The sequence below is a fragment of the Marinibium conchae genome, assembly GCF_015595035.1.
GTDB lineage: Bacteria > Pseudomonadota > Gammaproteobacteria > Enterobacterales > Alteromonadaceae > Glaciecola.
The window spans coordinates 139,787-165,780 of sequence record NZ_JADNRN010000002.1; the positions used below are offsets into that span (position 1 = coordinate 139,787).

A 25,994-nucleotide genomic window follows, 5' to 3' on the forward strand; every position below is an offset into this window, starting at 1 on the left:
CTTATGAGCAAAGTAGTATTAATAACAGGTACATCAAGCGGCTTAGGCTTGGCAACCGCGGTTCAAATGGCTGAGCAAGGATTCAAGGTCTACGCTAGTATGCGCAATTTAAACAGTGCTAAAAACTTGCAATCAGCGATGAAAGAAAAAGGTTTGTCGTATTCTCTTTTGCGCTTAGATGTTCAAGAAACCGAGTCAGTTCAGGCTGCGGTCGAAGACATTATTGAAAAAGAAAAGCGCATTGATATTCTCATTAATAATGCCGGTGCAGGCTTCGTGAAAACGACTGAGCATGCCAGTGAAGAAGAAATTGCTTGGGTGATGGACGTGAACTTTTCCGGTGTTGTTAGATGCACAAAAGCAGTGCTACCTTATATGCGTAGGCAAGGTAGCGGACATATCATTAATGTGACCTCTGTTGGCGGTTTAGTCGGTCAACCTTTCAACGAGATTTATTGTGCAGCAAAATTCGCCGTAGAGGGATATACAGAGTCTCTTGCAGCTTATGTTCAGCCAAATTTTGGTGTGAAATTTACCTTGGTTGAACCAGGTGGTATCAGTTCAGAGTTTGCCAATTCAGTGATCGCGCAATTAGAGAGTTCAACTGGATTGCCGGAAGACGAGTATTTACCAATTTTACGCACCTATATTGCTGCAGCTCAACAACGCAGTAAGGAGTCAGGTGTTTATCAAAGCGCAAATGAGGTTGCAGAACTTATACTATCCGTCGTGAATAGCGATAATCCTCCAATTCGAATTCGCACTTCCAAATGGGCAGAAAAGTTTAGCGAATTAAAAACCATGTGCGACCCCGACGGTAAGAAGCAACAAGCATTGTTGTCTTAAATATGTAAATTGTTTTATTATCGAATCAAAGCAAGTACTGGCTTTGCTCATTGGACAGGCGTATTTCGCCTTTTCATTCATTAATGGTAATGATTAAGATGTGTGAACTTCATCAGGCATAAAAGGAGCAAGAAAAGTGAGTGAAAGCCTTAGTGTCGTATTTTCGTAATTGACAAATGTCGTATTTTTGCACATTGTTTGAACTGTGTTTATAGGAGAATTAACGTGACCATTCAAAGCAGAATACAAACGAGAGTAAAGCGCTCGAAGCGTTCTGTTTTCTTGCGCTCCGATTTTAAGGATATTGCAGATTACGACCAAGTAGGCAGAGGGCTGAGGAATCTCGTTCGAGAAGGCTTGCTAATGAAGATTGGTTATGGGTTGTATGTGCGTGCCAGAGTGAATCGTATTACTGGAAAGCTAATGCCAGACAACGTGGCAGGCGCGGATGGCGTGGTGATTGAAGCGATGGAAAAGTTAGGTGTCGATTACCAGTTTGATGATTTATCAAACCTGAACTTCTCAGGTGAGAGTAAGCAAATCCCCGCCAAGGTAAAAATCACGCCCAAGAGTGCGCGTTTTACACGTAAAATTGCTGTAGGGACGCAGCTTGTCAACGCAGGTTGATAGTTCCCTTTTTGTAGACGTTGCCGATGCCATAGGGCTAGGCAACCCCGCTATTGTCGAAAAAGACTACTACGTTGTTCAACTATTAAAGCTGATATCGGAATTCGAACTGGAATACCACCAGTTGGTATTTACAGGCGGTACTGCACTTGCCAAGTCTGCTATCAAAACGTACCGCATGTCAGAAGATATTGATATTAAACTGGTACCGAATAAGGTATTTAATGACTTAACATCGCGAAGCGCTAGGCGAATGGCTCGCAAAGCGGTTAAGCAGTATTTAGAGTCTTTGATAGCAGAGAACGGCACCTTTTCCATTGAAGAGCAGGCAACTGTAAACGATGAATACCGCTACTTCAGTTTCGATATCCGTTATCCCCAAGTACACCAACAAGCACCTTGCCTGCGCCCCATATCAAATTGGAATTCATCGAATCAGATCTCTTAGATGAAGCTGAATCTAAAAGCATTCAGTCTATCTATGCCGAAGTCCTGAAAACCGATACCGAAGTAGACAACATGATGTGTGCTGCCACCTTAGAAACTCAAGCCGAAAAACTCTTATCTATGATGCGCAGAACGGCAAGCGTCGCCAGAAATAATGAACGTGATGACGACGAAACACTGATCAGGCATATCTACGACACGTACCATATCCAGCAGGATCAACCAGCAAATATAGAATCACTCAGCAAGTTAGTAACAACCGCCATTGAGTTAGATGTTGAACGTTTCGGTAATCAGCATCCGCAAATGGTTGAATCGCCCATCGATGAATTGCGTTTCGGATTGAAATTATTGACTGACGAACCCAGATTCGAGGAAAGATATAACAGCTATATGAGTCCGATGGTATATGCAGAAAACCCAGTGAATTGGGACGATGCGTTAGTGGTATTTACTAGATTGGCCAATGAAGTATTGGATTATGTTGAGCAAGGTTAGACTAACACCGAAACCCAAATGGATGAATTAACGAAAAAATGGGAAAAGGAAGAAAGAGAAAACCAAAAAGCCATAAACGAGTCACAAAAACTTTAACCAGTAAAAGCCTGTTCGATGAAAAAGCAAAGAGAATTAGAAGAAAATTAGAAAGGTTTGAATTGTTTAGTGTTTTGTCGTTATTACACTCAAGGTTACATGACACTACTCCAATTGATTTAGAAGCGCGTCGGATGCCTTGGGTTACTACACATTGAGGTCTGTAAGTAACCGTTTAGCTGTAAGCTTAGCTTATAGCTATGACGATATTGGAAATCTTAAAACCAAAGAACATGTAACCCTTCGACTATCTCATATATCTGCTCAAACAACTGAGTCAGCCTAATCCAGATATCGACCAACTGCTACCATGTAATGTTGAACTGGGCTAGGTACGGTCGGCTAGACGCACACGACGTAGTTCGCCGGACGCTCACTTTCTATCGAAGATTGAAGGGGTATTTTCTAGTCCTCCACAATTTTCCGTAGTAGTCACTAATGAATGCTCCACTTTCAATATTTCAGCTTTAAATAGCTCTAGCTCTTGGTTCACTAAGTCTTCAGGCAAATCACTATAAATGCCAAAAAAGATGCATTTTTGACCATGAAAGGTGTTAAAGAAAAACGTAAAAGACAAATCGGCACTTTGATACTCTCTGGCTTTTAAAACGATACCGTTATTACCGATAGGTAAGTCTTGAGAGTAAGAGTTTTCATAGAGCAATTCCATTGCAATAGACTCAATCTTGACTAGCACTTTTTCAGAATCGGCAATTTCTTCAATTATCAAATAACCAATCGCTTTTGGCTTGGTACTTGTATAGGTGCAACCTGCCAAGCATATGAAAGCCAATGTTAATACGAAATTTTTCATGCTTAAAAACTCCTCCATTCAACTTTGTTGTGGTTGAATTAGCCGGACACATCAATAAAGGATAATATCCAACTATTGAGGTGTAAAAATGACTAAACGTACTAACAAACAATATCCAAGTGATTTTAAGCAAGAGGCAGTAGCACTGGTAACACAACAAGGTTACTCAGTTGTTGAAGCAGCCGCTTCGCTGAACATCACTGATAAACTACTTTATAACTGGGTAGCGAAGTTTAAGCAAGAAAACGAAAAATCAGCGTTGTCGACGGATGAGCGCGTTGAACTTATTCAGCTCAGGAAAGACAAAAAACGCTTAGAAATGGAACGTGAAATATTAAAAAAGGCTTCAGCGTTTTTCGCAAAAGAAATGAAATAAAGTATTCATTTATAACAAGTTTAGGTAAGCAGTACCCAGTTGCGATGTCATGTAAAGTGATGCGTGTTAGTAAATCTGCTTACTATGCTTGGCGAAAACGTCCTGCAATAATTATTAGTGTACAAACACTGAATTTACATCGCAGGGCGAAGGCGCTTTTTGAAGCAAGCCGTGACAGTTTGGGTAGTCGCAAGATGGGTAAAAAACTTCGTAAGGAAGGCTTTGATGTAACGCGTTATCGGGTCATCAAATTGATGAGATGCTTAGGGTTAATTGTCGCTCAACGCATCGCTTATAAGGTCACCACTAAACGCAAACACAGTGATGCCGTGGCTGACAATTTGTTGAACATGAATTTTAACCCGCCCGGCCCAAACCAAGTGTGGGCAGGTGATGTGTCGTATCTGAAAACGGGTGAAGGTTGGCAATATCTGGCTATTGTGATGGACTTGTTTGGTCGACGTATTGTCGGCTGGCATACATCAAAACGTATGACAACTGACTTGATTGAGCAGACATTTTTGAAAGCGCATCGCCTACGCCAGCCAACACAGGGACTTGTGTTTCACAGCGATAGAGGCTCGCAATACACGAGTAAACGCTTTAGGAGCTTATTAAAGCGACTTAATTGTCGGTCTAGCATGGGGGATGTAGGTGCTTGTTGGGACAACGCCGTGGTTGAGAGATTCTTCGGCAGTTTAAAACATGATTGGTTGTTCAAAGTGGCGCAACCAACACGAGAGCATATGACGCAAGATGTTGCAGCATATGTAAAATATTACAATCTGGAGCGATTGTATTCGTCGAACGGCGATCAATCACCCATTGAGTATGAAAATTCCTTTAGAGAAGTGTCCGTTTGAGTTGACCAGAACAGTTCTACGTGGAGGATGGGTAGAGTACGATTGGAATTACAATCGCTCTACTAGTCGAATACGTTGCAATTTTGCCGACAACGGTTGCAGTGCGCGGTTAGCCGCTACTATATTTGAGTAACGTACACATTAAACGCAGTACAAGTATAAGTACACAGCAATCACGAAGTTAAATAGCAATTGGGTTCGGCTTAGTTATTCCCAAGTTAAATATGTATCCCCTTCATATGGAAGACCTTAGGCACAGGAAATGAATAAAAAAATAAAACATATTAAAACGCACTTTTCATTTTACAATCCGAATAACATGCCCTTACCCGACATTTGGCGCAATGGACTTGTCTTAGCTGAAGGGCAACTTTCAAATGTCCAAGATGCTGCAGAACGCAACGGTATGCCTTGGGGCCTGTTAAGTCTTTCTTCTGAGTTAAGAGAAGTTGTCTACGACGCCTCTGAGTTATACCTCCTTGAGGGGGGTAAAGAGTATCAGCAGCTATCGCTTGCTCACTTACACTCATCGTTTGATGTAGAGTATTTTTATGCAAAGAACCAAATTATTCCTAACACTGCGCCGATAGACTTTTCTTATGAGTACCTAAGCGGTGTGTTACCCGTGCCAGAGAAACCCGAATATGGCAGCATGGATTGGGTAGATCTAATCTGCGATGCAATTACTTTGCGTGAACAAGCTGCCGTAGACTTTTTACTCACCTACGACAATAAAGTCCTTGGTAATTCAGGTGACAAGCGAGTCGATTTTCTACCTTTCACCGTCGACTACATGAAGTCGATGATTACTGCTGATGGTAATGAAGACCGCTACTTTGAGCAGTACATAAAAGTGCATGCTCCAGAGCAAATTTCGGCTAGGCAAAAAACTATCTTTAAACCTTGGTATTACCTTGCGAAGCAAGATGAGGAAGGCTTTGAAAAAGCGATTATCGAGGCGTCGCAAGGTCACAAAAAAATGGTGAGAGGGAGTTACCCGATTTCAGCCAGCCAGGCAATGTTGCCAAGTATTCTGCTTGGGGCAGTGAGTTTGGCCTACGATAAGTATGCTTGGACATTGAAGCACAAAAACGACTACATACCTGAGTGGCTGGTGTATAGGCAATACGAGTAATGGCCCTCGATTGACTAATTTACTTCTTGGCGATGATCCAAACGGCATGCACAATTCCTGGAATATAACCTAGTATCGTGAGAAGAATGTTCAGGAAAAATTGCCCCGTAAATCCTACTTGAAGAAATACACCTAACGGTGGTAGTAAAATTGATAATATAATTCTAATTAAGTCCATAATAATTCCTTAAAAGTTAATTTGTACATTTTCGCCCAATTCACCTTCGTTGAGCGCAGCCTGTAGCCCTTGTAGCGAGCAAATAGCTCATGCTTTTCTTCTGCTAATCAGCCTTCTGAATTTCGCTATGAGACTTCAGAACTTTGTCGCCATCCTGTTGCTCTATTAAGTACGCAGGATTGTTGTCATTTGCTTTACGCGTAACCTCGCTGCCTTTTATTGTTCGGTTAACGTTTTCGGTAAATTTCTCGCGAATATACCCTTTCCCTTTACCATTTCCCCAGTCCCATTCAACGATTGTATTAGTCTGAAAATGTTTCATTCCTTCCTCCATTTGATGTTTTATTGCGCCATCTCTTGTTGGTACTCTGTTGCTAAGTCTTCTTTTTCTTGCTCGCTAAGCGCTTTGCCAGCCTGCTGGAAAAACTCCCGTTCCTCCTCAGCTAGATGATGCTCTATCTTTTCAGCGAGTTGTTTAAAGGTAATCATCCATTTCGGTGTTGCCATGTCGCACTCATCAAGTTCAGCAATTAGTTTGTCCATCTGATGATGCTCGGCCACGCCATGCCTGGACAGTTTAACTGTTGCATCTGCCTGCATGAGCGGCGCGTAGAAGTGGCGTTCCTCTGCCACTGCGTGAGCCTCTAGCTCGTCTTTAAGCTGTTGGTAATAGGTTTCACGAACACTTGATTTGCCCTCAGTGTCGAGCAGTAATTTCACAAGCGCACGTTGTTTGTCATGGTCTTTTCTTAATGCTTCAAAAATTTTCATTTTGATCTCCTGTCGTTTATTCAATTTATAGAATGTAGGTTAATAGCCAGAGGCCACAATAGCGTCGGCAACACGTCTAAATGCGGCGATATTCGCGCCTTTCTCATAATCAATAGGGCCTTTATTTTGGCCGTCAGCTTCCGACAAGCAGAGTTCGTGAACTTCTTTCATTACGCCTTGCAAAGCCTCATCTAATTTGGATTTCGAGCGATAGTGCATCGAAGCATTTTGTTGCATCTCAAAGGCCGAAAGAATAACCCCTCCTGCGTTTGCTGCTTTTCCAGGTACAAAGGTCAAGCCCGCCTCTTTGAAAGTCCTCACTGCGTCTTGATTGCAGGGCATATTTGCGCCTTCAACAACGAAGCTAGTGCCGTTTTTAACGATAGTAGCAGCATGCTTGCGGTCAATTTCATTTTGGGTGGCGCATGGCATCGATATATCACACCGCACTTCCCAAGGCGTTTTTCCTTCTAAAAACTCGCCATCGCTGTTCTCCGCTAACGCGGCTAGCGGGTTGTCGAAGTCCTTTGTGTTATCGAATAACCAGTGGATCTGGTCGCGTGATATACCCCCCTCATTGAGGAAAAAGCCTTTACTGTTCGATAGTGTTTTCACGACAGCGTTGCCCTCAATTGCCTTAAGAGCTGCGTGCAGTGCTACGTTGCCCGCGCCGCTGATACAAACTGACTTCTCTTCGATCGTACTTTTCGCATTTTCCAAAGCCAATTGAGTGAAATACACAACGCCACTGCCAGTGGCTTGTGTACGATATTCACTACCACCAAGCGCAAGCGGTTTGCCCGAGAGCACGCCATTGAAAGCTTTTTTAGTCTTAAGGTTTTCACCAAACATATAACCAAGCTCGATGTCCGATACATTGATATCTCCGGCTGGCACATCGGTTGTCGCGCCGATGTAGGGTTGCAGTGCTTGCATGTAAGCCTTGCTGAAACGTCTAATTTCACTGGCCGATGCATTTTGTGGGTCAAAATCCGCGCCCCCTTTACCTGCACCGAGTGCAAGCCCAGTAAGGGCGTTTTTAAAACTTTGCTCGTAGGCTAAGAATTTCAATACCGATACGTTTACACTGGGGTGAAAGCGTGTGCCTCCTTTGTATGGGCCGAGCTTGTTACTGTGCTGTACCCTAAAGCCCTCATTGATTCGACAACAGCCATTGTCGTCTTCCCATTCAACTTTGAATTGAATCACTCGGTCGGGGCTGATCGCTCGCTGTAATACGTTGTGCTGCTTATAGTCGTGATTGGCATTGACGATTGGAATAATGTGCTGAAAACTCTCTTCAACAGCTTGGCGATATTCACTTTCATGTGGCGATCGTTGATCTAACCATGACAATGTTTCTGAATGTAATGACATGAGGTCTCCAACTCTTTTGCCTAATTACAGGTGATGTTTCAAGTTGTATGCCAAGGTCTTTTATTTGTAACTAGTTGAATGTATTGATGTAAATTTCGTGGGGAGCTAAGGTTCGACGCTAGCTGGTAAAAGCTACATGAATCGATTGCAATTTTTACACGTTATTTTTTAAGCGTGCTTTAACATTTTTTAGATGAAGCTCTATTTGTGGTTTATATCGATTGGTAAAGCGTCTAGTTGTAGCAGACGACTATTTATCGACGCTAGGTCTAGTTCGGCGTGAAGCTCATTCCTTTTGAGAAATAACTCTCTTAGCGCTTTTGTTTGCCTTGCAATAGGCTCAATAAGATGTTCAGCCTGTTGGCTCGCTACCAACAGCGCGTTGAATGTTTCCAACAAATGGCACAGCACAGCAGGTCTAAGCACGGCCGCTTGCCTTATTTGATTAAAAGCGTTCGCGAATATATCATCAAAGCTCTCGTCACAGCTGCGCAAGCGCAGCGTGCCCTTAGCATCGCTTATGTAGTTGTTAGGAAGATTATTTGCCGTGAACGTGCCGATCGCGCAGGCAATCTTATCGATACAATTTATCGCAGTATATGGGTCGTCCATACTTGGCGACAGCGCGCGTAATGCAATCTCTACTAGTTGATTAACCGCATACTCTGGGTCTTGCAATGCCGTTCGTTTGGGTCCTAATTCTACAAATCGATTCAAATCAGCGTTCGTTAGTTTGTCTACACTGGCACTGGCGTAAACCGTTAATATAGGACTGCCACAAAGAAGATATTTTCCAGCTCTTGAATTTAAGCTTACGAAAGCATTATGTTGCAAAGCAAAATTGGCTAAACCATCATATTCTATGGCCTGAATGTAACCTGATGATTCTGCGTAGAATACTTTCTTATGAACTAAGGCATGGCGTTTTACAAAGTCATGCTCCAGAAAATCTGATTCCTCAGTGTTTAGCGCGCGCCCCTGTTTCTCGCTAACATCTTCCCTACGTTTTGCTGAATGGTGGTTTTGTAAAGACTTAATATCGTGCAACAACGATTCTGATATGCCTTCTACTACATTATCAGCCTGAATTGAGCTAGCTACGTGATGAATAAAGAAAATAAGTGCGATAACACAAATTATGGCTAGAAAAAAAACAATAAAGGCTGGATAACCCAAATACACTTGCTCCGCTTCTACTTGGTATGCGGCTCGACCTTCTTCGCTTAGCCGAGTAAATATAATTAGGCTGAAGGCGTACACAGATGTAAAAAGGCCAAGGGTAAACTGCGTTTTTTTGCTCTCCATAAAACTACGAATAATACGCGGCCCAAATTGGCTTGAAGCCATTACTAAAGCCACTAATGTCATTGAAAATGCGATGCTAATAACTGAAATTGCGGAAGATGCCACCATATCAATCATGCCACGAGCAGCATCAAGGTCGTTTAGCCCAACTAAGGTTAATAAGCTTAACTCAACGGAAGAATAGATAGTTAGGTTCAAGGCCAAGGCAATTGAGACTGCAAGCATCACCAACGGGGCGAACCAAAAGCTTCCACCCAGCGCCAAACTGGCTTTTTTTAATTTTATAAAAAATCGGATTAGCATCGCTGGCTTGATGTGCTTTGTGGTCATTTTGTTTACCTTAAAAAGCTCCGGTGCTTTCACACTGGAGCTTTGGTTTTTGTTCGCATGCAGTCACGTTGTAGGGTTACTCTATGCGCTTTCAGGCTCAGTGACTACTCTTTATGACTTGGTCGTTGCGGCGACAGATGCGCAAACTGCCTCTTATTTCCGAACGTGCAAGATGCGTTAGCAGTCTTTGTCTTTTGCGTCGGTTGCTTCTTTCGCGTCTTCACAAGCGTCCTCAACTGCGTTTCCTGCATCCTCTACTATTTCGTCAATTTTTTCACCGGCTTCCTCAGCCGGACCTTCGGAGCAAGCACTTAGACCCATAATAAAAAATAGAGCCATTAAAGTGGTAGCGAATTTACCGGTTAGTATCTTGTTCATTGTGATTCCCTTTTATTGCTGATTAAGTGCGAAGAGTGATTGAATCTTGTCTCCACAACTACTGGTTTCTACAACGATATAGCACCTTTGATGCCAATACTTAAGTTACTGATTATAATCAATAATTTACTTTTGATGGTGATGCATGGTAGGTGAGTGAGTAATATTTACACAGTCTGCATGACATTCTTACCTAGCTAGCCAAATTGAAAGTGCGAGCCATTAGTAGTAATCTCAGGTGACATGAGCAAAAAAACATAACACGGAAGTGAGAATGACCGACGCGTCTCCATCATCAACACCATTAAAAAGCAGAAAACGCACAATTACGCTAAGTCTATTCTGGTTGTTTGTTATCGCTGGCCTAATCGCCGTTGTTAACTGGCGTGACAATCGTAATGCCGAGCTAATTGCCGAGCAAAATAAGATTGAAGAAACCCCATGGAATCCTCAGCTGCTAAGTTGCAACGCTGTCGTTAATGCAGACCCTACCGAGAAATTCAACGAATGCCTTGAAATGGCTGAAGAGGGCTGGTTCGAGCCAATGCGCAGGCTCGTCTATGCTTACTTGCAGGGCGGTGAACACTACAACTGGGAGGAAGCATATTATTGGGCAAACCGCCTTGCTAAATATGACTATTATGCCGAGGTGTTCTCTCAAATTATTTTAATGAACTTCGCTAATAATCCAAGCGATTATCAAAGGGGTGAGAAAGGTATTCGCAGATTAGCCACCCTTGACCATCCTATCGCTAATGCTTATTTGGCAAGCTTGTATTACCTTAAACTCAATACCATACAACAGCAGGAGAGCATACGCTGGCTGTTAGAACGTAGCTATAAACAAGACAAAAATTGGCTTCAACCAACCGAGTTTGCCTTAGTTCAAAACTCTGGTGCATTGGGAAAGGTGAGTGTAGATAAAACACGAGCAATGCTTGATGATGCGCTTAATATCGATTTTCCTCACCACGCAAACAATATCGCTTGGTTTTTATCAACGACGAGTATTCCTTCATTATTTGACGCGAACAAAGCAGTTGATATTGCCGAGAGTGTTGTTGCGGACGAAGAGCACGCTAGTACCTATTATTATGTGGATACTCTCGCAGCGGCGTATGCTGCGGCTGGCGACTTTGATAGTGCGTTAGCTAAACAAAAAGAAGCTATTGATCTGATTCAGTCCCAAGAAAGCAATCCAGATGAATTGACAGTGTTACTTGCTGACTATCAAAGTCGTCTTGATCTCTACAAAAAGCAAGAACGCTTTATTGATTATGCTTTTGACGCTCAGCAACAAGACTTTTTCAAACGTTTTAAAGAAATAATTGAAACTACGCTTTACGAGTCTTTTTTCAATGAGTTAGAAGATAAGAGCGAACCTGAACTTAAACCGGATCCAGAGCTCGCTGAGCCTTCTTAATCGCTAGACTCACGAGCACTCAAGTTCATTATTCAGCACGATAAATTCTGCTTGTGAGCCAAGATGTAGTTTAGCAATCCCCTCCAAGCCCAAGAACTTAGCGGGTGTACTGGTCGCCATGGTCAAGACTTGCTCTAGAGCAAGTAGATCAAAATTCGTTAAGGTATCGTGGCGCGCTCTCTGACTCAGCAATTGATACATGTTTTTCACTGCGCTAGCCATATCCAAACATGAGCCAGCCAAACTGCCGTCTGCCAGACTAAGTCGCGATCCCTGCTTTGAAATGGTGTCGTTTAACCAAGGTAATGATTGTAAGTCTGAACCTACTGTAGACATAGCATCGGTAACCAACATAAGACCTTCTTTGCCTAAGGCTTTGGCAGCTAATTTACAGTTTATTGGGTGTACATGGTGAAAGTCGGCAATTAAGCCGGCATAAATATTCTCATGGGTGAGGGCGGCCGCTATCATTCCTGGTTCACGGGCCTTTAGTCCCGACATGGCATTAAATAGATGTGTAAAACCTCTTGCTCCTGCTTCGATAGCTGCGAGCACCGTATCGATATCAGCATTTGAATGGCCTAAGCTAATCACGATTCCCTGTTGGCTTAAGTCGCGAATAATGTCGCTGGGTAGGTTTTCTGGCGCTACGGTAAGCAAAACTTTACCGCAGTCTTTTCTAGTGAACAGAGCTAACTCTTTGTCACTGATGCTACGTACATGCTCTGCAGAGTGAATTCCACGTTTTGTATTGCTCAAATGCGGGCCTTCAAAGTGAATACCTTGAATAGTGGTATCGCCTTGCGAAATGGCTTCAGCAACGGCATTCGATGCCGCTTGCATGTTAACAATATTATCCGTTATCAGAGTGGGTAATAAAGCTCTTGTGCCATATTGTCGGTGGCCTTTAGCTATTTTAATTAGTGCCGCGTAACTAGGGTCATGATTGAAAAGCACACCACCGCCACCGTTTACCTGAGTATCGAAAAAACCAGGGCTAACAATACCGTCGATAGTCTTATCCGCGTGTGCCTCACTTGCATCGCTAACACTGTCACTAATACTAGAGATAGTGCCGCTATTAACAGAAAACACGATGTTCTGGTGCAGTTTGTGTCCATCGAAGAACAGTGGCGCAAAGTAGCTTGTCATAAGGTTGATTGATTTACATGTAGTGTGTCATCGTTTTATCTTACGTTGATTTCGAGGGATTTTCCTCTTTTCCAACTTGTTTGGTGTTTTTACAAGGGCTGATGCTTGAGAATCAGCCTTTGCTTGACTATGCTTTTAAAGCCTTCAGATGAACACTTTATCCTCTAAGTACGTAAATTACATGCTCGTGTTTGTGAATACGTGTTTTGCGCATTTTTTATATTGCGGAACGCCTACACATACATACACTTGTGTTAACAAAAAAATTACATTAACGACGAATAAAATAACTATAACTAATCCGACGGAGCGAACCTTTATGCTTAGATCCCCTTTTACTGCAAGTTGCAGGAACACCTTTAAGGCAACCATGATTGCTGGTGCACTCGCCATAGCAGGCTTTGCCAACGCCTCTTCTTTTGAAATTGAACACCTACCAAAAGTGAAACAGGCAGGTAATATTACGGTTGCTGCCGATGGTAAGCACACCGCTTACACCGTTTCTCAACCCAGAGATATGATGGCAGGTGATGAAGATGGTACGGCCGATACTCATTTGTTTGTTATTCGAGATAAAGCGAAGCCTGTTCAGTTCATTGGCACGAAGGGCAGCGTTTCAGCGCTTCAATTCAGTGCTGATGGCAACACCCTGTATTTTAAAACCAAGCGTGATGGCGATGAGAACACCGCACTTTATTCTATTTCTATGATGGGTGGTGAAGCGACTAAAGTATTTGAGTTCGACACATCCATTGGTGACTATGCAGTATCGAATGATGGTAAAACACTGTATTTTGTTGCTCGCGAAAAACAGAAAAAAGACGATCTCAAGAAAAAGGGTTTCAAAGCTTATGTTTATGAGGAAGATCAGCGTCTAGCCTCTTTGTGGTCAGTTGCCTTGGGTGCAGATGATGCAGAAGCGAGCAAGTTGTTCGATAAAGGGCACGTATCAAGCTTTGATTTATCAAAAAACAACGAAATGATTGTTGTGGCGGTCGCGCCAACCAACTTAATTGACGACTTTTACATGCAGCGCGACTTGCACGTGATCAATACCAGTGATGGCGAGCTCACTGCCACTGTCGATATTCCAGGTAAGCTTGGAAGTTTCGAGTTTTCCGGTGACGGCAAATATATTGGTTTACTTGCCGGAACCGATATCAATGATTCTGCGGCGGGTGTATTGATGGTAGCCAACACGCAATCAGGGGAATTAACTCAGTTAACAGCCGACAAAGAACAGCATATCGCTGATATCGATTGGTACGGTAAAGACATACTTGCCGTTGCACATCGTGGCGTAGAAAGCGCCGTCGTGCTCTATGAAACGGATGGAGATGTAAAACGCACTTACAAAACGCCGAGTGATATTGTGGTTCGTAGTGCCGACGTTGGTAAAAACACCATTCGGGTTATTGCCGACAGTCCTAAACATCCTCGTGAAGTGTTTGCTGTAAACCGCAATAAAAGCACAAAGTTAAGCAATAATAATGCGTGGCTTGCAGATATTGACTTGGCAGAACAAAGCACCTTTAGTTTTGAAGCTCGCGATGGACGAAAAATAGAAGGCTTGTTAATGCAGCCCGAAGGTGAAGCTCCAGCGGGTGGTTGGCCTTTAATTCTTGCTGTACATGGTGGCCCTGAAGCGCACTACAGTGATGGTTGGTTGACAGGTTATTCAACAGCGGGTCAATACGCGGTAGCCGACGGTTATGCGGTTTATTACCCTAATTATCGTGGCTCAACGGGGCGCGGCGTGGCTTTCGCGAAAGAGCACCAAAACGATTATGCAGGAGCCGAATTCAACGATTTGGTTGATGGCGTAGATGCCCTTGTAAAAGCGGGTATTGTTAACCGTGATCGCGTTGGCATTACCGGGGCCTCGTATGGTGGATATGCATCCATGTGGGGCGCAACTGCGTTAACTGAGCACTTTGCGGCATCCGTTGCTTTTGTGGGTATTTCTAATCAAGTATCTAAGTTCGGTACAAGTGATATCCCAAATGAAATGCAGCTTGTTCACTCGTTGAAATGGCCTTGGGAAGACAATTGGATGAACTTGATTGAACGTTCACCTATTTTTCACGCCGGAAAAGCAAACACACCTATTTTGATATTACACGGTGAAGAAGATACGCGTGTTCACCCGAGCCAATCAATGGAGTTGTATCGTTCTATCAAAGTGCGCACCGAAACCCCTGTTCGCTTGGTATTCTACCCTGGTGAGGGCCACGGGAATCGCAAAGCGGCAGCACAATATGACTATGCGCTTCGTTTAATGAGATGGATGGACACTTACCTAAGTGAAGATGCAACGCGCGATACAGCTATGCCAGAGTTTGATTTGGGTATGGCTGAGCGTTTGAAAAAGGATGATGATAAGTCTGACGGTGCAGACAGCGCCGAGTAAGCTAAGTGTGAGTTTCAGTCAGAAAGCTGCTTTTTGCGGCTTTCTGCTTGCTGAATAAGCCAAAGATAATTTACAACAGATAAATTACAAGAGAACGGAAACCTTATGAAAAACAAAAGCATATTAAAACCCGCACTTTATGCCAGTACAGCAATTGCCGTTGCTGCAACTTTGATGGCATGTAGTCCAGGCTCTGAAGAACAAAGCGATGTGGCTAAAAGCGAGCAAACAATGAAAAAAGAAGGCGGCATTACCTACCCAGTCACAGCTAAAGGCGAAGTGGTTGCTACTTATTTTGGTCAAGAAGTAGCCGATCCTTATCGCTGGTTAGAAGACGATAGAAGTAGCGAAACAGAAGCCTGGGTAGACGCACAGAATACAGTTACTCAAAGCTACTTAGAGCAAATTCCTTATCGTGATGATATTGCTAAGGTAGTAAAAAACCTGTTGGACTACGAGAGAGTTTCGGTACCCTTCAAAGAGGGCGATTACACCTACTTCTATAAAAATGATGGCCTGCAAAATCAAAGCTTAGTTTATCGCAAGAAAGGCGATGGCGAAGCTGAGGTTTTCATCGATCCAAATAAATTCAGTGACGACGGTACAGTATCATTATCAGCACTATCATTTTCGGGTGATGGTTCTCTAGCGGCTTATCAAACATCCACGGGTGGAAGTGATTGGCGCGAAATCTACATCATTGATGTAGAAACCATGGAACAAAAAAGCAAGCCTCTTATAAATGTGAAATTCAGCGGCATGCAGTGGTACAAAAATGAAGGTATATATTACTCAAGTTACGACAAGCCAGAGGGTTCAGAACTTAGTGAAAAAACCGACCAGCATAAGCTTTACTATCACAAGCTTGGTACCGACCAGTCACAAGACTTGAAGGTCTTTGGCCATACTGAAGCAGAAAAGCATCGCTATGTAGGTGCCCAAGTGAGTGAAGATAACCGTTATTTGTTTGTTAGTGCTGCGGTATCAACGTCGGGTAACAAAGCGTTTTTGAAGGATTTAACAGTTGAAAATGCACCGTGGAAAACGGTTATAGGTACTCACGCTAGCGATGTGAGCATGCTCACTAGTAAAGACGACACAATTTATTTATTCACAAATAACAACGCACCTAACTCGCGTATTGTTTCAGTAAAAGCCGACGACCCAAGCGTCGAAAACTGGGTGGATGTTATTCCTGAAACCGACAATGTACTGTCGCCTAGTTTGGCTGGTGGTTACATTTTTGCTACCTATATGGTTGATGCAGTTTCAAAGGTCGAGCAGTATAACTACGATGGCGAGTTAGTTCGTGAAGTTAGCCTGCCGGGCGTGGGCACTGCGAGTGTGAGTAGCAGTAAAAATGATGAGAAAAGTACTTACTTCACCTTTAGCAATTACATTACTCCTCGCAGTATTTTTGAGTTAAACACTGAAACTGGCGATTCGACTGTCTATAACACACCAGATGTGGACTTTGACGGCTCGAAGTATGTGTCAAAGCAAGTATTCTACCGTTCAAAAGATGGTACCAAAGTGCCAATGATCGTCACCCATCATAAGGATGCTGAGCTGAACGGCAAGAATCCCACCCTTCTTTATGGCTATGGCGGCTTCAACGTTAGCCTTCGTCCAAACTTTAGCTCAACGGTTGCCGCTTGGTTAGAGCTTGGGGGCATCTATGCTGTGCCCAACATCCGCGGTGGCGGCGAATACGGGAAAGCGTGGCATAAGTCTGGTACGCAGATGCAAAAACAAAATGTATTTGACGACTTTATCGCGGCAGCCGAATACTTAATTGATAACAAGTATACCAGTAGCGACTACCTTGCTTTGCGCGGTGGCTCTAATGGTGGTTTGTTGGTGGGTGCAGTGATGACTCAGCGACCTAAACTGGCCGCAGTCGCGTTACCAGCGGTAGGTGTACTCGACATGCTTCGTTACCATACTTTTACTGCTGGTGCGGGCTGGGCCTACGACTATGGCACCTCAGAACAAAGTGAAGAAATGTTTGAGTACTTACGAGCATATTCACCCGTTCATGCTGTAAAGGCTGGCGTAGAGTACCCTGCAACAATGATTACGACTGCGGATCATGATGACCGTGTGGTTCCTGCGCATTCGTTTAAGTTTGCAGCGGTTCTTCAAGAGTTCCAAGAAGGCAGCAATCCAACGCTTATTCGTATCGAAAAGGATGCGGGGCATGGAGCAGGCACACCAATTAGCAAGACCATTGAGCAATTTGCTGATATCTACGGTTTTGTCCTCTACAATATGGGCATAAAGTCTATTGATGACGCTGCACCCAAACAATAAGTACCACAATAAATAAATGAGATGGCGTTAAGGTGCAATTTGGCCTTAGCGCTCACTCTTATGAAATAGCCACTATTTCCTTTACTCTGCTTCCGCAATTTCTGCTATTATTTTCAACACTGTTACTCCAAAAAATTCCTAATATGTATAGTATTCCCACGGTAAACCTAAAAGGCAAAGTGTCAGACATCGAATGGCAAACTCGAGTTGAATTAGCGGCTTGTTATCGCCTTCTCGTAATGCATGGTTGGGACGACCTTATTCATACCCATGTGTCGGCGCGTATTCCAGGTAGCGAAGATTTACTTATCAACGCTTTCGGTTTGGCATTTGAAGAAGTGACAGCGTCGAATCTAGTAAAGATTGATATTGAGGGTAATGTCATCGACAAAGAGTCTCCGTTCTCAATTAATCCAGCAGGTTTTACGATCCATAGCGCCGTGCATATTGCCCGTCATGAAGCGCAATGTGCCCTACATCTTCATCATCCTGATGCTATTGCGGTGGCTAGCTGTAAAAATGGTTTACAGGCCTACAGTCAATATTCGGCTTTCGCCTTGGCCAGCATGAGCTATCACGATTATGAGGGGCTTGCAGTTAACCCCGACGAAATCAAACGTTTACAAAACAACTTGGGTTCAGCCAATTTCATGTTGCTACGTAATCATGGCGCACTCACTATGGGCAATACCATTGGCGATGCTTTCATGCACATGTATGATTTACTGCGAGCCTGCGAAATACAGGTAAAAATGCAAAACAGTGGTGACGAACTCATTCATGTGAATCAATCTGTTATTGATGGCATAAAAGCCCAAGCTGCTATTGTTCATACTGGTCAAACCGGCGGTCAAAAAACATGGCCTGCCATGATGCGTAGAGTGAAGCGTCGCTATCCTGACTTTGATTATTAACCCCAAACTAATTACGCGCTTGTGATCACTTTGAATGAAAGTCGCTATCATCAAGCTTATACAATTTCCTTTTCCACATACGGAACGATAGACAATGAAAGTAACCCACGTTGAGATTTTTGATATTCACTGCCCCGAGCGTCCACCTTGGAATCCTATTTTTGTTCGTGTGCATACCGACGAAGGTATAAGCGGGGTAGGCGAGGCCGGTTTAGCTTACGACTGGGGTCACAGCGCAGCCGCCGCAATGATAAAAGAAATTACTGAAGCGGTACTCATTGGCTTTGACCCTTTCAAAACTGAGCTCTTGTGGTCACGTATGTTGCGAGAAAGCTTTTGGGGCTTAGGTGGCGGGCCGGTGCTTTATGCCGCGATGAGCGCCATAGATACCGCACTGTGGGACATAAAAGGTAAAGCGTTGAATGTACCGGTCTATCAGCTTTTAGGCGGTAAAACAAATGACGACCTGCGCACTTACGCTAGCCAATTGCAATTCGACTGGAGTCAAGATTGTGTAAAAATGCTCACACCTGACGACTATGCGCGTTCTGCCGCCAAGGCGATAGCAGAAGGTTACGACGCGGTTAAAGTCGACCCCATCGTGTATGACGAAAACGGTGACTCAAGCTTTGACCGAACTAAATTGTTTACGCCAAAGCAAATGAAGTTATTTGGCGATCGTTTGCGTGCCATTCGTGCCGAGGTGGGTGATGAGGTTGATATCATTTTTGAAGCACATTCTTTAATGGGTTGTGCTTCGGCCATTCAGATGGGCTCAGTGATTGAAGAAGTGGGCTGTATGATGTTCGAAGAGCCAGTGAATTACTTGAATTCGGCCGTTCACAAGAAAGTAGCCGAAAACGTGAAAGTGCCAATTGCCGGTGGCGAACGTCTATATCATCGTTGGGATGCTCGCCCGTACTTTGAAGATCAAAGTATTGATGTGCTGCAGCCCGATGTTGGCTTGTGTGGTGGTTTCACAGAAGCCAAGAAGGTATGTGATTATGCCGATGTATACGATATTCGCGTACAAGCACATGTGTGTGGTGGGCCGGTCGCAACAGCGGCGTCATTGCAGCTTGAAGCAGCGATTCCTAATTTCTTGATCCATGAGCATCACACTTATGCGATTAAGTCTTGGAACCGCGAGTTATGTATCCAAGATTATCAACCCGTGAACGGGAAATTTAAGGTACCCGACTTGCCAGGAATCGGTATTGAATTAAACGATGAGGTGGTTATGCGTTCACCGCATGTTACGGTTAAGTAGAGCTTAAGCTAATGAAAATACTGTATATTTGTACTCATAATCGTTGCAGAAGCATTTTATCTGAGGCAATGACCAACCAGCTGGCTGGCGATATTATTGAAGCAAGAAGTGCTGGCAGCCAGCCAGTGGGCGAAGTACACCCTTTATCGTTAAAGTATCTAGCGCAAAACGACATTTCAATCAGCGGATTACAAAGTCAGTCATGGGATGACTTTGAAAGCTTTCAGCCTGATCTCGTGATCACGGTGTGTGACTCAGCTGCGGGTGAAACTTGCCCTTTATATTTCAGTGATAGCCTAAAAGTACATTGGGGCTTGAGTGATCCGTCAAAAGTAGTCGGCGATAGTGTGAAAATAGAACAGGCCTTCTTAGCCTGTATCGCGGAAATTGCTGAACGCGTAAGTAAGCTGCGAACTATCGCTAGCCAAAACCACACTAGCAAAAAAGAGCTAAAGCAGGCGCTAGCAGAAATAGGGGCTGTCTAACAACAGAAAACCCTTTGCCTTCGATAAGTAGCCTAGAATACGCTATCGCTAAAACAGCCAGCGACGCCTAAAAAAAGTCCGCGACTTGCGCGGACTCATTTGCTCATAGTAGTACAAGCTACTTTTTATCAGATTCCAGCACGTATGTATCGAGCCACTCGTATTGTTCCCACATCATGTGTAACAAGGATTCTCTGGCTCGATAACCGTGTTGCTCGTGAGGCAGCATGACTAAACGTGCTGTGGCACCTAAGCCTTTTAATGCCGCAAACATGCGTTCAGACTGCATTGGGAAAGTACCTGAGTTAGGGTCATCTTTGCCGTGTATCATCAACATCGGTTCGTCGATTTTCTCCGCGTGAAAGAAGGGAGACATTGAAGCATATACTGGCTGACCTTCCCAGAAGCTGCGTTCCTCGCCTTGAAATCCAAAAGGAGTGAGAGTACGGTTATACGCGCCGCTTCGAGCTATACCTGCTTTAAATATATCGCTATGCGCTAATAAGTTCGCAACCATGAAAGCACCGTAAGAGTGACCTGCAATTGCAATACGGTCTTTATCGGCAACACCGCGCTCAACTAACACATCAACTGCAGCCTGAGCGCTCGATACCAGCTGCTCTCTAAAAGAGTCGTTAGGTAAGTTATCACCCGAGCCGATAATTGGCATTTTGGGATCGTCAAATACCGCGAAACCTTGCGCTAAATGAGGCATCGGCCCCCAATAGCTAACTCGCACAAACTCATAAGGTGATTCGGTTACCTGCGATGCTACGGCAGCATCTTTATACTCAAGTGGATAAGCCCACATTAACACAGGTAATGGCCCTTTTGACTTATCGTAACCAGGTGGTAAGTACAAAGTCCCAGAGAGGGCTACGCCGTCGGCGCGAGTGTATTCAATCTTCTCCTTCGTTACTCCAACAAAAGCAGGTGAAGGGTGAGGGAAGTCAGTCATCTGTTTAAGACTGTTCTTTTTAATGTCACGAATAAAGAAGTTGGGTTGCTCAGTCTGTGATTCACGCACCGTCAGCACTTTATTAGCGTCGTCTGAGAGCGGCATGATAATTCGCTCATAATAAGGTGCTTCTGATGCCCAAAGTCGAGTTTTGCTTTGCGTGTTGAAGTCATAGGCATCCATAAAAGGGATATTGCCTTTTGGTGAGGCTCCGCGCCCAGTAAGTAGCACTTTACCATCGTCTTCTTTAATCACATATTGACCAAGACCATTGAGCTCGTAAACAAAGTCGCCAGGGTCGTTGTAGCGGTCGTTATAAGAACGCTCTTGGAATAACACCTTTTCTTCGCTCAAGTCACTGGGGTTAAATTTCCATGTGCGAAGTTTTCTGTCGCTGAAACGCCAATCGCTTACCATAGCAAAGTCGTCGTCGCCCCATTCAATACCAGCAAAACGACGCTCTATATCTAATAGTTTTTTGGCAGGCTCACCTGCTCCCACTTCCCAAGTATAAACGGCGTCGTGAAATTCAACGTCATTACTCATGTTGCCACCGTCTTGTGCTTCCGCCCACATAAGAGTTTGTGGCATATCAGAACGCCAAGAAATACTTCTTCGGCCTTCTAAAGTGGAATCAAAGCCTTTCGGAATGCTCTCGCCAGAGGGCAAATCGGCGATGGTTTCAACAAGCTTTCCGTCGGTTGTCCACACTTGCGTGAGCAAAGGGAAGCGGCTTGCAGGTACTAAATAGCTAAATGGCTTTTTAAGCTGCGATACCAACAAAAAGTTTCTGTTAGGCGAGTAGCTATACCCACGAATAATGCCAGGCTCACCAATTTTGCTAACCTTGCCGTTAAGATCAATACTGGCAAGCTGCGATGTTGTTAGGAACTCGAACAAGGCTTCGTCATGAGGAGTTTTTAGTAAGTTTGAATAGGTACGAACGGCCGCTTTTTTGCCATCACTGGTTTGCACTATCGGTAGTGGAGCGGCTGCAGCTTGTTTGGGTGCATCACTGGCCGACGCTACGGTTAAACGAGTAATGAAACCGCTAGAGTCACCCTTCCAACGATAGCGAGCGCCGCCAAGAGAAGCGTTGATCGCCTTATCGCTCACTTGCTTGAGTTCTTTGCTAGCGAGCTCATAATTCCAAAGTGTTAGTGAATCAGGCTGTTCTAGCAAAAAGGCTAGGTTTTTAGAGTCAGGACTAAAACGAACCGTCATGATCTTACCTTCCGGTAAATTCTCAATTTTGCTTGTTTTGTTACTATCCATTGAGCGAATTTCTATTGCGGTAAAACCAGTGCTTCTGGCAGGGGCAAAATTAGCGGGGTTTATACGAAGCCCTGCCAAGGTTTCTTCGGGCTGCGCGAGCTCAACTATCGACTGTGCGCCCGGGCGTTTTAAAAATGCAATGTATTGATTATTTCTAGAAACTGCTGTGCCAGGCTGACGTGGCGCATCAACAAGGTCTGCCATCATTTTAGGTGGCGCTTTATATTCTTCCGCTTGTGCAGACATGCTTATTCCAGAACAAAGTAAAATGAGAGAACTAAAACTTAAGGTGAGAAACTTGATTTTTGGTGACATCAATCGACAATCCTTTCGAGTAGTATGGTTACGCAACAGTAGTAGATTTCAGGCGCTTTCGCAATGTTTGCAACAACTTGCATCACGCCATGGTTATACTGCACAATGCTCATTCTTAATTTGAGAGGTAAATTATGCTGTCGGCTGAGCAAATAAAGGCATATAAACAACAGGGATTCTTAGTGCTCCATGAGCATTTTAGCCTTGATGAAATGCAGCAGCTGCGTGCTGAAGCCTTGAACATCGTTGATAACTTCGACCCTAACCTTTCGCGTTCAATATTCTCCACCGAGTCTGAATCGAACACCAACCGCGACGATTACTTTTTAAGCTCAGACGACAAAGTGCGTTGTTTCTTTGAAGAAGATGCTTTTTCCGAAAGCGGAGAGTTAGGGCAAGAAAAAGCCCTAAGCATAAACAAGATTGGACATGCTCTGCATAGGCTTAACCCAGTGTTTTCCAACTTTAGTCAGGGCAGTGATATTGCCAACATTGCGCGCGATTTAGGTTTGCGTCAACCGGAAATCCGCCAATCGATGTACATCTTCAAACAACCGAAAATAGGCGGTGTTATTCGCTGGCATCAAGACGCTACGTATTTTTACACTACACCGCAAACCGTTATCACTTATTGGCTGGCGATTGAAGATGCCACCCTTATCAACGGCTGCTTGCAGGTAGATAAACAAGGTGCGCACTTTCCATTGAAAGAGCAATTTAAGCGTTACGAAAACGATAGTACTGAGCTAGTACAAATCGAAGATATCGAATGGCCTGAAAATGATAGGGCGCTTCCCTTGGAAGTAAAAGCTGGCACCTTAGTGGTGTTTAACGGCGTATTACCGCACTTCAGTGAGGCCAATAGATCTAATAAGTCTCGTCATGCTTTTACCTTACACCTAACCTGTAGAAGTGCGGAATATCATACTCATAACTGGATAAGAGCAGAAGGGCTTGCTATCTAGCAAGGTTCAACTCAGCGCATTAAAACCATATATGCGTTTGGCATTATCGTAGACTAAAGCGTTGTGATCCGATAGGCGATCATCTGGCAAGCTAGTGAGCAAAGCGAGCATCTGTTGCCAATACTGTTGGTAGTTATGCGTAAATGTGCACAAGGGAAAGTTACTAGCAAGCATCACATTTTCTTCGCCGAAAGCTTTAAGGCAATGTAAGAGTGAATCCTGTAAGTCGGAAACGGGATAACTTGAATTACTCAACAAGTGCAAATTGGCTTGGCTTTCTTCGGCACTGCTGGCAGCGCTATCAAAGAGCTGTTGCATTTCAAAACCGGAAAACTTTACTGCCACCTTGGGCAGTTGTGATAGCAGCAGCATATTCGCCTTCCAATTCGTATAATCAAGTTGATAAGTGGCATCATTTGTTGCTCCTGCAACTCGAGGAAGCGGAGCGAAGCCGGCGTGATTAATAACAACAGAAAGCGTTGGAATACGACTGAAGAAAGCGTAAATAAGAACAACCACTTCGGTATTTTTCACATCACATTGTAATTCAAAAATTCCATTTCGCTCTGCAAGAAAGCTAAGATTATTAAACGCATTTTCGTTCTCTAAAATGTTACGCAATGCACGCACATCGCTTTCAAAAATATATCTAATACCTGCGGCGATTGCGTAGTCTGATTGTAATTTGAGTGCTACTAAAAACTCATCATGTGCCAGCGTTATATCGATAAAGCCTATTGCTTTCATCGGCTTATGGTTTTGCTCAGCTAGCATTGCGAATTCCAAATGTCCCTCGGCATTGTTGAAGCCCGCCTCAATATGCACAAAGGCCGCTAGTTGCAAACCGTCACTCAGGTTTAGGTCAGTGCTGCTATAAGTTCGCTGAATACGAAATTTCTGCGGCCAGAAAGGGGGATTCTCATTTTTGAGCCAATGATATTCGCCTTGCTGTAAGTCGAATAAGTGAACATGTGGGTCGATGATTTTCATTTTGTTGTATATCCGCCGTCGATCACCTGCAAGCTACCGGTAATAAAGGCAGCCTCTTCCGAAGCAATAAAGTAGCAAAGTGACGCCACCTCGTGTGCTTGGCCGATGCGCCCGATTGGCTGCTCATTGCCTTCTTCCTTATGCACTAGTGCTTTGTCGACACCGCTTTGCGCACAATATTTGTCAATCGCTTGATGATACAACGGTGTTTCTATCGTGCCAGGGCAAATGGCATTGGCTCGAATATTATACTTGGCATAATCCAATGCCGTTGTTTTTGCCATCGACGCAAGCGCGTGTTTTGACAGGTTGTAAGCAAAAGAGTTTGTTTTACCAATAATGGCTTGGTCGGAGGCGATATACACAATACTCCCACTCTGTTGCGCTCGCATTGAAGGCAGTACCGCTTGAGTTGCGGAAAATGCGCCTTTTACATTCAAATTAAAAAGGTCTAAAAAAGCCTGCTCACTGGTATCTTCTATATTGGCAGATAGGTGCTTTCCCGCATTACACACCAACACATCGATGGCGCCAAGGTCAGGGCTCGACAGTATCTGTGCCAGTGCTTGTTGTACTTCTTCATGCTGTGTCATATCGCAGGCAATGAATTCTCCATACTCGCCTTGTTGAATATCAAGATTAAATACGCGATGGCCTTCATCTAAGAATTTTTTGGCGATGGCTAAGCCAATGCCAGAACTTGCACCAGTTATTACTACATTCTTTTTCACTAGTCTTCGTATCCCCATGGTGCTGCTGGCGGTGTAATCGGCTGCGTGAGGTCGAAATCAACACGAAACTCTCGGCCTTCTCTTACCAAACGATAGGTAAACACATCTTCATAGATGTACATTTGCCAAATATTTGTTAAAGACTGAGCCAAACCTTCTTGAGCGAACATTTGTTTTGAATATTCATCTACAGGAAAAGACTGAATTTGGTCATAGCCAGCATCAAGAGTATGACCACCATACATAGTAACGGCATCATGGCTGCCATCGGCATGACGATGATCGTGCTTGAGATTCATACCGCTTCCCGTTTTGGTGAGGATCCACGTTCTCGACGCATTATTGCCTACATGAAAGGGAATTTGTAGCTGGGCATCGTTGCAACGACGAACATGCATAACAAGGCGCGCGTCGAAGGCCGGACTAGGTTGGTTATCAATCACAACTTTGCCTTCATAGGCCTTGCCACAATGCGCTCTGATACTAGCAAAAAAAGCATCTTGGGTAGGAATCGACACCAATGGTGCGGCACTTATTTGGCGGCTATTCATTGCAAGCTTTTTATCAGCATTTCCTGAATTGCTAGTAGTGCCAGAGTTGGCATAAGCACACGACCAAGCCAAGCTAGCAAGGCTTAGCAATGAGATGAGCATGATGCTGTGTGAAGCTTTCTTGCTAGTAAAAGTCATTGTGTTATCCGTTTGCTGTGTTTTATTTATGCTATCACCTTTTTTAAGAATTGGGCGTATTAA

The 25,994-nt window shown here is 44.0% G+C and carries 23 protein-coding genes and 1 pseudogene; 12 read left to right on the forward strand and 12 right to left on the reverse strand.

Annotated elements, in window-relative coordinates; translation table 11 throughout:
• The first annotated feature begins 3 nt into the window (after window positions 1–3).
• From ISG33_RS08480 to ISG33_RS08490, 3 genes and pseudogenes are all read left to right on the forward strand, one after another.
• Complete coding sequence (locus ISG33_RS08480; protein ID WP_195733178.1) at window positions 4–846, forward strand: SDR family oxidoreductase; 843 nt, start codon at window positions 4–6, stop codon at window positions 844–846.
• Between the two features lie 225 nt (window positions 847–1,071).
• Window positions 1,072–1,473, forward strand: coding sequence for a DUF6088 family protein (locus ISG33_RS08485; RefSeq protein WP_195733179.1), 402 nt, complete (start codon window positions 1,072–1,074; stop codon window positions 1,471–1,473).
• A gap of 124 nt (window positions 1,474–1,597) precedes the next feature.
• Window positions 1,598–2,418, forward strand: a pseudogene (locus ISG33_RS08490) (nucleotidyl transferase AbiEii/AbiGii toxin family protein).
• Between the two features lie 469 nt (window positions 2,419–2,887).
• On the opposite strand, the gene ISG33_RS08495 reads toward ISG33_RS08490, so the two are convergent.
• Entirely contained in the window at window positions 2,888–3,328 is a 441-nt protein-coding gene (locus ISG33_RS08495) for a hypothetical protein (protein ID WP_195733180.1), read from the reverse strand.
• A gap of 88 nt (window positions 3,329–3,416) precedes the next feature.
• Here ISG33_RS08495 and ISG33_RS08500 point away from each other — a divergent pair.
• Both ISG33_RS08500 and ISG33_RS08505 read left to right on the forward strand, forming a co-directional pair.
• A protein-coding gene (locus ISG33_RS08500) for an IS3 family transposase (protein WP_195733181.1) occupies window positions 3,417–4,567 on the forward strand; the annotation gives its coding sequence in 2 pieces (ribosomal slippage) (window positions 3,417–3,687 and window positions 3,687–4,567; 1,152 coding nt in all).
• A 262-nt stretch (window positions 4,568–4,829) separates the two neighbouring features.
• Window positions 4,830–5,702: an immunity 49 family protein gene (locus ISG33_RS08505; RefSeq protein WP_195733182.1), complete on the forward strand. Its 873-nt coding sequence runs from the start codon at window positions 4,830–4,832 to the stop codon at window positions 5,700–5,702.
• A 19-nt stretch (window positions 5,703–5,721) separates the two neighbouring features.
• Here ISG33_RS08505 and ISG33_RS08510 read toward each other — a convergent pair whose 3' ends face one another.
• The 6 genes from ISG33_RS08510 to ISG33_RS08535 all read right to left on the reverse strand — a co-directional run bounded on the left by ISG33_RS08510 (window position 5,722) and on the right by ISG33_RS08535 (window position 10,041).
• On the reverse strand, window positions 5,722–5,880 hold the full coding sequence (locus ISG33_RS08510; RefSeq protein WP_195733183.1) for a YqaE/Pmp3 family membrane protein: 159 nt from the start codon (window positions 5,878–5,880) through the stop codon (window positions 5,722–5,724).
• 103 nt (window positions 5,881–5,983) lie between these two features.
• Window positions 5,984–6,202: a hypervirulence associated TUDOR domain-containing protein gene (locus ISG33_RS08515; RefSeq protein ID WP_195733184.1), complete on the reverse strand. Its 219-nt coding sequence runs from the start codon at window positions 6,200–6,202 to the stop codon at window positions 5,984–5,986.
• Window positions 6,203–6,222: 20 nt separating this feature from the next.
• Window positions 6,223–6,651, reverse strand: a complete 429-nt coding sequence (locus ISG33_RS08520; protein ID WP_195733185.1) for a hemerythrin domain-containing protein — start codon at window positions 6,649–6,651, stop codon at window positions 6,223–6,225.
• Window positions 6,652–6,690: 39 nt separating this feature from the next.
• The gene (gene gdhA / locus ISG33_RS08525) at window positions 6,691–8,028 is read right to left on the reverse strand and encodes an NADP-specific glutamate dehydrogenase (RefSeq protein WP_195733186.1); all 1,338 of its coding nucleotides are present in this window, start codon (window positions 8,026–8,028) and stop codon (window positions 6,691–6,693) included.
• Window positions 8,029–8,229: 201 nt separating this feature from the next.
• Complete coding sequence (locus tag ISG33_RS08530) at window positions 8,230–9,663, reverse strand: DUF2254 domain-containing protein (RefSeq protein WP_195733187.1); 1,434 nt, start codon at window positions 9,661–9,663, stop codon at window positions 8,230–8,232.
• 177 nt (window positions 9,664–9,840) lie between these two features.
• Complete coding sequence (locus ISG33_RS08535) at window positions 9,841–10,041, reverse strand: hypothetical protein (protein ID WP_195733803.1); 201 nt, start codon at window positions 10,039–10,041, stop codon at window positions 9,841–9,843.
• A 274-nt stretch (window positions 10,042–10,315) separates the two neighbouring features.
• Between ISG33_RS08535 and ISG33_RS08540 the strand changes: the two genes are divergently transcribed.
• Window positions 10,316–11,464, forward strand: a complete 1,149-nt coding sequence (locus tag ISG33_RS08540) for a sel1 repeat family protein (protein WP_195733188.1) — start codon at window positions 10,316–10,318, stop codon at window positions 11,462–11,464.
• Between the two features lie 9 nt (window positions 11,465–11,473).
• Here the strand turns inward: ISG33_RS08540 and nagA are convergent, their stop codons facing one another.
• The gene (nagA, locus tag ISG33_RS08545; protein ID WP_195733189.1) at window positions 11,474–12,616 is read right to left on the reverse strand and encodes an N-acetylglucosamine-6-phosphate deacetylase; all 1,143 of its coding nucleotides are present in this window, start codon (window positions 12,614–12,616) and stop codon (window positions 11,474–11,476) included.
• A gap of 319 nt (window positions 12,617–12,935) precedes the next feature.
• Here nagA and ISG33_RS08550 point away from each other — a divergent pair, with 319 nt between their 5' ends.
• The 5 genes from ISG33_RS08550 (at window position 12,936) to ISG33_RS08570 (ending at window position 20,008) form a co-directional block, all read left to right on the forward strand.
• Entirely contained in the window at window positions 12,936–15,026 is a 2,091-nt protein-coding gene (locus tag ISG33_RS08550; RefSeq protein WP_195733190.1) for a S9 family peptidase, read from the forward strand.
• Window positions 15,027–15,131: 105 nt separating this feature from the next.
• Complete coding sequence (locus ISG33_RS08555) at window positions 15,132–17,339, forward strand: prolyl oligopeptidase family serine peptidase (RefSeq protein ID WP_370545305.1); 2,208 nt, start codon at window positions 15,132–15,134, stop codon at window positions 17,337–17,339.
• Window positions 17,340–17,482: 143 nt separating this feature from the next.
• On the forward strand, window positions 17,483–18,253 hold the full coding sequence (locus ISG33_RS08560) for a class II aldolase/adducin family protein (protein WP_195733749.1): 771 nt from the start codon (window positions 17,483–17,485) through the stop codon (window positions 18,251–18,253).
• Between the two features lie 94 nt (window positions 18,254–18,347).
• Window positions 18,348–19,523: a mandelate racemase/muconate lactonizing enzyme family protein gene (locus ISG33_RS08565; RefSeq protein WP_195733191.1), complete on the forward strand. Its 1,176-nt coding sequence runs from the start codon at window positions 18,348–18,350 to the stop codon at window positions 19,521–19,523.
• Window positions 19,524–19,534: 11 nt separating this feature from the next.
• A complete protein-coding gene (locus tag ISG33_RS08570) occupies window positions 19,535–20,008 on the forward strand; it encodes an arsenate reductase ArsC (RefSeq protein WP_195733192.1) in 474 nt (157 codons plus the stop codon).
• A gap of 118 nt (window positions 20,009–20,126) precedes the next feature.
• Here ISG33_RS08570 and ISG33_RS08575 read toward each other — a convergent pair whose 3' ends face one another.
• The gene (locus tag ISG33_RS08575) at window positions 20,127–22,487 is read right to left on the reverse strand and encodes an alpha/beta hydrolase family protein (protein WP_229333511.1); all 2,361 of its coding nucleotides are present in this window, start codon (window positions 22,485–22,487) and stop codon (window positions 20,127–20,129) included.
• Between the two features lie 203 nt (window positions 22,488–22,690).
• On the opposite strand from ISG33_RS08575, the gene ISG33_RS08580 reads away from it, so the two are divergent.
• Window positions 22,691–23,521 (forward strand): phytanoyl-CoA dioxygenase family protein, encoded by an 831-nt coding sequence (locus ISG33_RS08580; protein WP_195733194.1) that lies wholly within the window; start codon window positions 22,691–22,693, stop codon window positions 23,519–23,521.
• Window positions 23,522–23,527: 6 nt separating this feature from the next.
• Here ISG33_RS08580 and ISG33_RS08585 read toward each other — a convergent pair whose 3' ends face one another.
• The 3 genes from ISG33_RS08585 to ISG33_RS08595 are packed head-to-tail and all read right to left on the reverse strand — an operon-like array spanning window position 23,528 to window position 25,793.
• The gene (locus ISG33_RS08585; protein WP_195733195.1) at window positions 23,528–24,511 is read right to left on the reverse strand and encodes an amidohydrolase family protein; all 984 of its coding nucleotides are present in this window, start codon (window positions 24,509–24,511) and stop codon (window positions 23,528–23,530) included.
• A complete protein-coding gene (locus tag ISG33_RS08590) occupies window positions 24,508–25,242 on the reverse strand; it encodes an SDR family NAD(P)-dependent oxidoreductase (RefSeq protein WP_195733196.1) in 735 nt (244 codons plus the stop codon). The genes ISG33_RS08585 and ISG33_RS08590 overlap by 4 nt, the downstream gene beginning before the upstream one ends.
• Entirely contained in the window at window positions 25,242–25,793 is a 552-nt protein-coding gene (locus ISG33_RS08595) for a hypothetical protein (protein ID WP_195733750.1), read from the reverse strand. Before ISG33_RS08595 ends, ISG33_RS08590 begins: the two co-directional genes overlap by 1 nt.
• Window positions 25,794–25,994: the final 201 nt, after the last annotated feature.

Bases quoted from the DNA above. Each gene is read 5' to 3' on its own strand.
- ISG33_RS08480 (WP_195733178.1), top strand. From the start codon at position 4: ATGAGCAAAGTAGTATTAATAACAGGTACATCAAGCGGCTTAGGCTTG.
- ISG33_RS08550 (WP_195733190.1), top strand. From the start codon at position 12,936: ATGCTTAGATCCCCTTTTACTGCAAGTTGCAGGAACACCTTTAAGGCA.
- ISG33_RS08565 (WP_195733191.1), top strand. From the start codon at position 18,348: ATGAAAGTAACCCACGTTGAGATTTTTGATATTCACTGCCCCGAGCGT.
- ISG33_RS08555 (WP_370545305.1), top strand. From the start codon at position 15,132: ATGAAAAACAAAAGCATATTAAAACCCGCACTTTATGCCAGTACAGCA.
- ISG33_RS08560 (WP_195733749.1), top strand. From the start codon at position 17,483: ATGTATAGTATTCCCACGGTAAACCTAAAAGGCAAAGTGTCAGACATC.
- ISG33_RS08520 (WP_195733185.1), bottom strand. From the start codon at position 6,651: ATGAAAATTTTTGAAGCATTAAGAAAAGACCATGACAAACAACGTGCG.
- ISG33_RS08575 (WP_229333511.1), bottom strand. From the start codon at position 22,487: ATGTCTGCACAAGCGGAAGAATATAAAGCGCCACCTAAAATGATGGCA.
- ISG33_RS08495 (WP_195733180.1), bottom strand. From the start codon at position 3,328: ATGAAAAATTTCGTATTAACATTGGCTTTCATATGCTTGGCAGGTTGC.
- ISG33_RS08540 (WP_195733188.1), top strand. From the start codon at position 10,316: ATGACCGACGCGTCTCCATCATCAACACCATTAAAAAGCAGAAAACGC.
- ISG33_RS08580 (WP_195733194.1), top strand. From the start codon at position 22,691: ATGCTGTCGGCTGAGCAAATAAAGGCATATAAACAACAGGGATTCTTA.
- ISG33_RS08510 (WP_195733183.1), bottom strand. From the start codon at position 5,880: ATGGACTTAATTAGAATTATATTATCAATTTTACTACCACCGTTAGGT.
- ISG33_RS08505 (WP_195733182.1), top strand. From the start codon at position 4,830: ATGAATAAAAAAATAAAACATATTAAAACGCACTTTTCATTTTACAAT.
- ISG33_RS08535 (WP_195733803.1), bottom strand. From the start codon at position 10,041: ATGAACAAGATACTAACCGGTAAATTCGCTACCACTTTAATGGCTCTA.
- ISG33_RS08530 (WP_195733187.1), bottom strand. From the start codon at position 9,663: ATGACCACAAAGCACATCAAGCCAGCGATGCTAATCCGATTTTTTATA.
- ISG33_RS08570 (WP_195733192.1), top strand. From the start codon at position 19,535: ATGAAAATACTGTATATTTGTACTCATAATCGTTGCAGAAGCATTTTA.
- ISG33_RS08585 (WP_195733195.1), bottom strand. From the start codon at position 24,511: ATGAAAATCATCGACCCACATGTTCACTTATTCGACTTACAGCAAGGC.
- ISG33_RS08595 (WP_195733750.1), bottom strand. From the start codon at position 25,793: ATGAATAGCCGCCAAATAAGTGCCGCACCATTGGTGTCGATTCCTACC.
- nagA (WP_195733189.1), bottom strand. From the start codon at position 12,616: ATGACAAGCTACTTTGCGCCACTGTTCTTCGATGGACACAAACTGCAC.
- gdhA (WP_195733186.1), bottom strand. From the start codon at position 8,028: ATGTCATTACATTCAGAAACATTGTCATGGTTAGATCAACGATCGCCA.
- ISG33_RS08515 (WP_195733184.1), bottom strand. From the start codon at position 6,202: ATGAAACATTTTCAGACTAATACAATCGTTGAATGGGACTGGGGAAAT.